Genomic DNA, 4,392 nt, shown 5'->3' on the forward strand with positions numbered 1-4,392 from the left:
GTTCGCTGCTGTCAACACCTCTTTTTCACCGCTTTCGACCGAGAGGATCGAATCGCCAATAGAGCCAAACAACACCGCTCTATCAACTCCTTCAACGCTTCGATGAACTGAAGCGCCTGACCTATCGAAACCTACTTAACTCATTGAAACTCAAGAAGTTTTCCGTTTCGACTGCGCCGGAAGTGGGGCGAATTATAGACACCTGGAATCTGCCGTCAACCCTTTATTTCGCTTTTCTATCAATAAGTTGCGCAGCACTGGCAAACCCGTCACTTTCGCGCCTTGAATCCCTCTTCTATATAGAGGGAAGACTCAAAGGACCCCTGCTTCCCTGAGCGCTGTCACCGTAGCTTCATCCAGCCCCAACACCCTCTGCAACACCTCAAGCGTATGTTCCCCTAATAAAGGGGGCGCATTGCGATACTCCACAGGCGTATCGGACAGCCTGATCGGGCTGGCCACTTGCGGCACTTTACCGGCTAGCAGGTGTGGCAATTCCATCGCCAACCCACGCGCCTGAACCTGAGGGTCGGCAAACACCTGGGCAAGGTCATTGATTGGCCCACACGGCACGCCCGCCTGCTCCAACTGAGCTACCCACTCGGCAGTGGTCTTGAACACCGTCGCCTGGCGAATCAATGGAATCAACACCGCTCGATTCGCCACCCGCAGCTTGTTGGTAGCAAAGCGCGGGTCATACGCCCACTGAGGTTGACCGGCAACCTCAGCGAACTTTCGGAACTGTCCGTCATTACCCACGGTAAGGATGAAATCACCATCAGCCGTAGGAAAATCCTGGTAAGGCACGATGTTCGGGTGAGCATTGCCCAACCGCTTCGGCGCATTTCCCGTGGTCAGGTAATTCATAGCCTGGTTAGCCAGACAAGCCACTTGAACATCCAGCAAGGCCATGTCGATGTGCTGTCCGCCGCCGGCATGATCGCGGTGAGCCAGAGCCGCGAGAATGGCAGCGGTTGAATACAGACCCGTGAGGATATCCGTCAGCGCGACCCCAACCTTCACCGGCCCCGCGCCCTCATCCCCCTCTGGCCGACCGGTCAGGCTCATCAAGCCCCCCAGCCCCTGAATCATGAAGTCATACCCGGCGCGCTTGGCATAGGGCCCGGTCTGTCCAAAACCAGTGATTGAGCAGTAGATCAATTGTGGATTGATCACCTTTAGCGATTCATAGTCCAGGCCATACGCAGCCAGACCACCCACCTTGAAGTTCTCGATCAGAATGTCGGACTTGGCTGCCAGCTCTCGCACCAGCCGCTGACCCTCTGGACGTGTGAAATCAATAGTCACCGACTGCTTGTTGCGATTGGCCGACAAATAATAAGCGGCTTCGGTCGTGTTCTCGCCTCGGGCATCCTTCAGGAAGGGCGGCCCCCAGGCGCGCGTATCGTCACCATTGCCAGGCCGCTCGACCTTGATGACGTCAGCCCCCAGGTCCGCCAGGATCTGTCCAGCCCATGGCCCGGCCAGGACCCTCGATAAATCCAATACCCGCAGATGCGAAAGCGCGCCCATGACCGTTCTCCTATTAATAGAACGCCTGGATACCGGTTTGCGCACGCCCGAGGATCAGCGCATGCACGTCGTGCGTGCCTTCGTAAGTGTTCACGACTTCCAGATTCACCAGATGACGAGCAATGCCGAACTCATCGGAGATACCATTACCGCCCAACATGTCCCGCGCCATACGCGCAATATCCAACGACTTGCCACAGGAGTTGCGCTTCATGATCGAAGTGATCTCTACCGCCGCGGTGCCTTCATCTTTCATGCGACCCAGGCGCAGGCACCCCTGCAAGGCAAGCGTGATTTCAGTTTGCATATCCGCCAGTTTTTTCTGGATCAACTGATTCGCAGCGAGCGGCCGACCGAACTGTTGGCGGTCCAGTGTGTATTGGCGAGCGGTATGCCAGCAGAACTCAGCGGCTCCCAAAGCGCCCCAAGAGATGCCGTAGCGGGCCGAGTTCAGGCAGGTAAACGGACCCTTCAGGCCACGGACATCAGGAAAAATGTTTTCTTCTGGAACGAATACATTGTCCATGACGATTTCGCCGGTGATCGAGGCGCGCAGCCCGACCTTGCCATGAATAGCCGGCGCGCTCAGGCCCTTCCAGCCTTTCTCAAGAACGAAACCGCGAATATCACCAGCGTCGTCTTTGCCCCAGACCACGAATACATCAGCGATAGGACTGTTGGTGATCCACATTTTGCTGCCCGTCAGGCTGTAGCCACCTTCCACTTTGCGTGCACGAGTGATCATCGCACCTGGGTCCGAACCATGGTTTGGCTCGGTCAGACCAAAGCAGCCGATCCATTCACCCGATGCCAGCTTCGGCAAATACTTCTGCTTTTGCGCCTCGGTCCCGAATTCATTGATCGGCACCATGACCAGCGAGGACTGCACGCTCATCATCGAGCGATAGCCGGAATCGACGCGCTCCACTTCGCGAGCGATCAGACCGTAGCTCACATAGTTCAGCCCACTGCCGCCGTATTGCTCGGGAATGGTTGCTCCCAGAAGGCCTACCTCCCCCATCTCACGGAAAATCGCCGGGTCGGTCTTCTCATGACGGAACGCTTCCAATACGCGCGGCGCGAGCTTCTGCTGGGCGAACTGCTCGGCAGTGTCGCGAATCATGCGCTCTTCTTCGGTGAGCTGTTGATCCAGCAACAGTGGATCGATCCAGTTGAAGCTCGCTTTGCCGGCCATGAAAAAGTCCTCGCCAATGAATTTGAAAATCGTGGATTGAATCCTAGGCGCGGTTTCCTACAAGGGCAAACGAGGATTACGCACTCTGTTGTGCTAATTTCTCACTCCGTAAACGCCAAAAACCGCGTTTATTCGCCTATTGAGTGAGGCTTACGTACATGCGTCGTAAAATCCCCAGCACCGTCGCCTTGGTCAGTTTCGAATCTGCCGCGCGCCATGAAAGCTTCACTAAGGCAGCGCAAGAACTATCCCTTACCCAAGGCGCTATCTGCCGACAGATCGCTAGCCTGGAAGACTTTCTCAATGTGGAGCTTTTCAGGCGGTCGCGCCGCGGCGTCAAGCTGACCGAAGCAGGTCTCTCCTATAGCCGTCGCGTTGCCACGCAACTGGACGCCGTCGAGCGCGACACGCTTTCGGTCATGGGCCACACCGGTGCGAACGTCATCGAATTGGCCGTTGTGCCAACGTTTGGTACCCAATGGTTGCTGCCACGCCTCAAGGACTTCCAACAGCAGCACCCGGAAGTCACCGTCAACCTGACCAACCGCACGCGACCCTTTTTATTTGCCGACACGGAGTTTGACGCCGCTATCTATTTTGGCGATGCGGACTGGTCCGGCACCGAGTCCCACAAGCTGATGGGGGAAAATCCGATGCCGGTATGCAGCCCCACCTTACTGGCCGGGAGGAAAAATCTGACACCCGAGGCCGTTGCCGAACTGCCCCTGCTCCAGCAGACCACGCGCCCGTATGCGTGGCGCCAATGGTTCAACGCCCAGAACCTGAACATTGCGCGAGACCTGACAGGTCCGCGTTATGAACTATTCTCCATGCTCGCCCAGGCAGCCATGCACGACATGGGCATTGCGCTGATTCCACCCTTCCTGATTCAGCGGGAGTTGGCCGAAAAACGGCTGGTCGTGGCCAATCGTAATGGGCTGTCGAGCATCAAGGCCTACTACCTGATGATTCCGGAGCGAAAGGTCGAATCCGCCTCTCTTCGAGCTTTTCGTGATTGGCTCGTGAAACAGGCAAACAACTATCTCATTGATTAATAATGAGAATTTTAAATCGAATTTAGGTAGTAAACTAACAGAGAACGCTACAGATATAAGTTTATGTCGCATTCAGTCAATCTGTTACAGGGAGCGTGCAGTAGGCTCCAAAGCGTGGAAATACATGGCTTTGAGCCATATCGCACAGCGCATCAGGGCTTATTCATCTGGCCGATGGGAAAAATTGCAAAATTGAACCGGAATCCTTGGAAAGCACGGCCTGCAAGGGGTTAAGCCCGATAATTGCGACATTCGGTCACAGGGTGACTTGTAGTTAATTTTCCGTCACCCGTCATAATCCCTTGAAGGGCTGAATTTTCGCCTGCAAAATGCCGCGCCCCGCCTGGTTTGGCGGGATCGTGCTGATCGGCCGCCCCAGCCGCGCCATCCGAAGTGCCTGGGTTTACTCAATAAGATCACGCAGGAGATTTGACGTGCACATTGGTGTTCCCCTCGAAACCCAACCGGGTGAAACACGGGTTGCTGCTACCCCGGAAACCATCAAGAAATTGATCGGCCAAGGCCATAAAGTCACCGTCCAAAGCGGCGCCGGTATCAAGGCCAGCGTTATCGACAGTGCCTATGAGGCGGTGGGTGCAACCATTGGCA

Annotated in this window: 3 protein-coding genes and 1 pseudogene; 2 read left to right on the forward strand and 2 right to left on the reverse strand. The window is 55.8% G+C overall.

All coding sequences use genetic code 11. The features are described from left to right. Window positions 1-312: 312 nt before the first annotated feature. Together Q7C33_RS28830 and Q7C33_RS28835 are read right to left on the reverse strand one after the other, a co-directional pair. The gene (locus Q7C33_RS28830; RefSeq protein WP_198798157.1) at window positions 313-1,533 is read right to left on the reverse strand and encodes a CaiB/BaiF CoA transferase family protein; all 1,221 of its coding nucleotides are present in this window, start codon (window positions 1,531-1,533) and stop codon (window positions 313-315) included. Between the two features lie 13 nt (window positions 1,534-1,546). Continuing rightward, window positions 1,547-2,728, reverse strand: coding sequence for an acyl-CoA dehydrogenase (locus tag Q7C33_RS28835; protein ID WP_014335919.1), 1,182 nt, complete (start codon window positions 2,726-2,728; stop codon window positions 1,547-1,549). A 158-nt stretch (window positions 2,729-2,886) separates the two neighbouring features. Here Q7C33_RS28835 and Q7C33_RS28840 point away from each other — a divergent pair, with 158 nt between their 5' ends. Then, on the forward strand, window positions 2,887-3,783 hold the full coding sequence (locus tag Q7C33_RS28840) for a LysR family transcriptional regulator (RefSeq protein WP_030139192.1): 897 nt from the start codon (window positions 2,887-2,889) through the stop codon (window positions 3,781-3,783). A gap of 434 nt (window positions 3,784-4,217) precedes the next feature. Beyond that, window positions 4,218-4,392 (forward strand): annotated as a pseudogene (locus tag Q7C33_RS28845) (NAD(P)(+) transhydrogenase (Re/Si-specific) subunit alpha); the annotation flags it as partial.

The sequence above is a fragment of the Pseudomonas sp. BP11-1-1 genome (assembly GCF_052112105.1).
GTDB classification, from domain to species: Bacteria; Pseudomonadota; Gammaproteobacteria; order Pseudomonadales; family Pseudomonadaceae; genus Aquipseudomonas; species Aquipseudomonas alvandae.

Coding starts and splice junctions, on each gene's coding strand:
- Q7C33_RS28840 (WP_030139192.1), top strand. CDS start 2,887: ATGCGTCGTAAAATCCCCAGCACCGTCGCCTTGGTCAGTTTCGAATCT.
- Q7C33_RS28835 (WP_014335919.1), bottom strand. CDS start 2,728: ATGGCCGGCAAAGCGAGCTTCAACTGGATCGATCCACTGTTGCTGGAT.
- Q7C33_RS28830 (WP_198798157.1), bottom strand. CDS start 1,533: ATGGGCGCGCTTTCGCATCTGCGGGTATTGGATTTATCGAGGGTCCTG.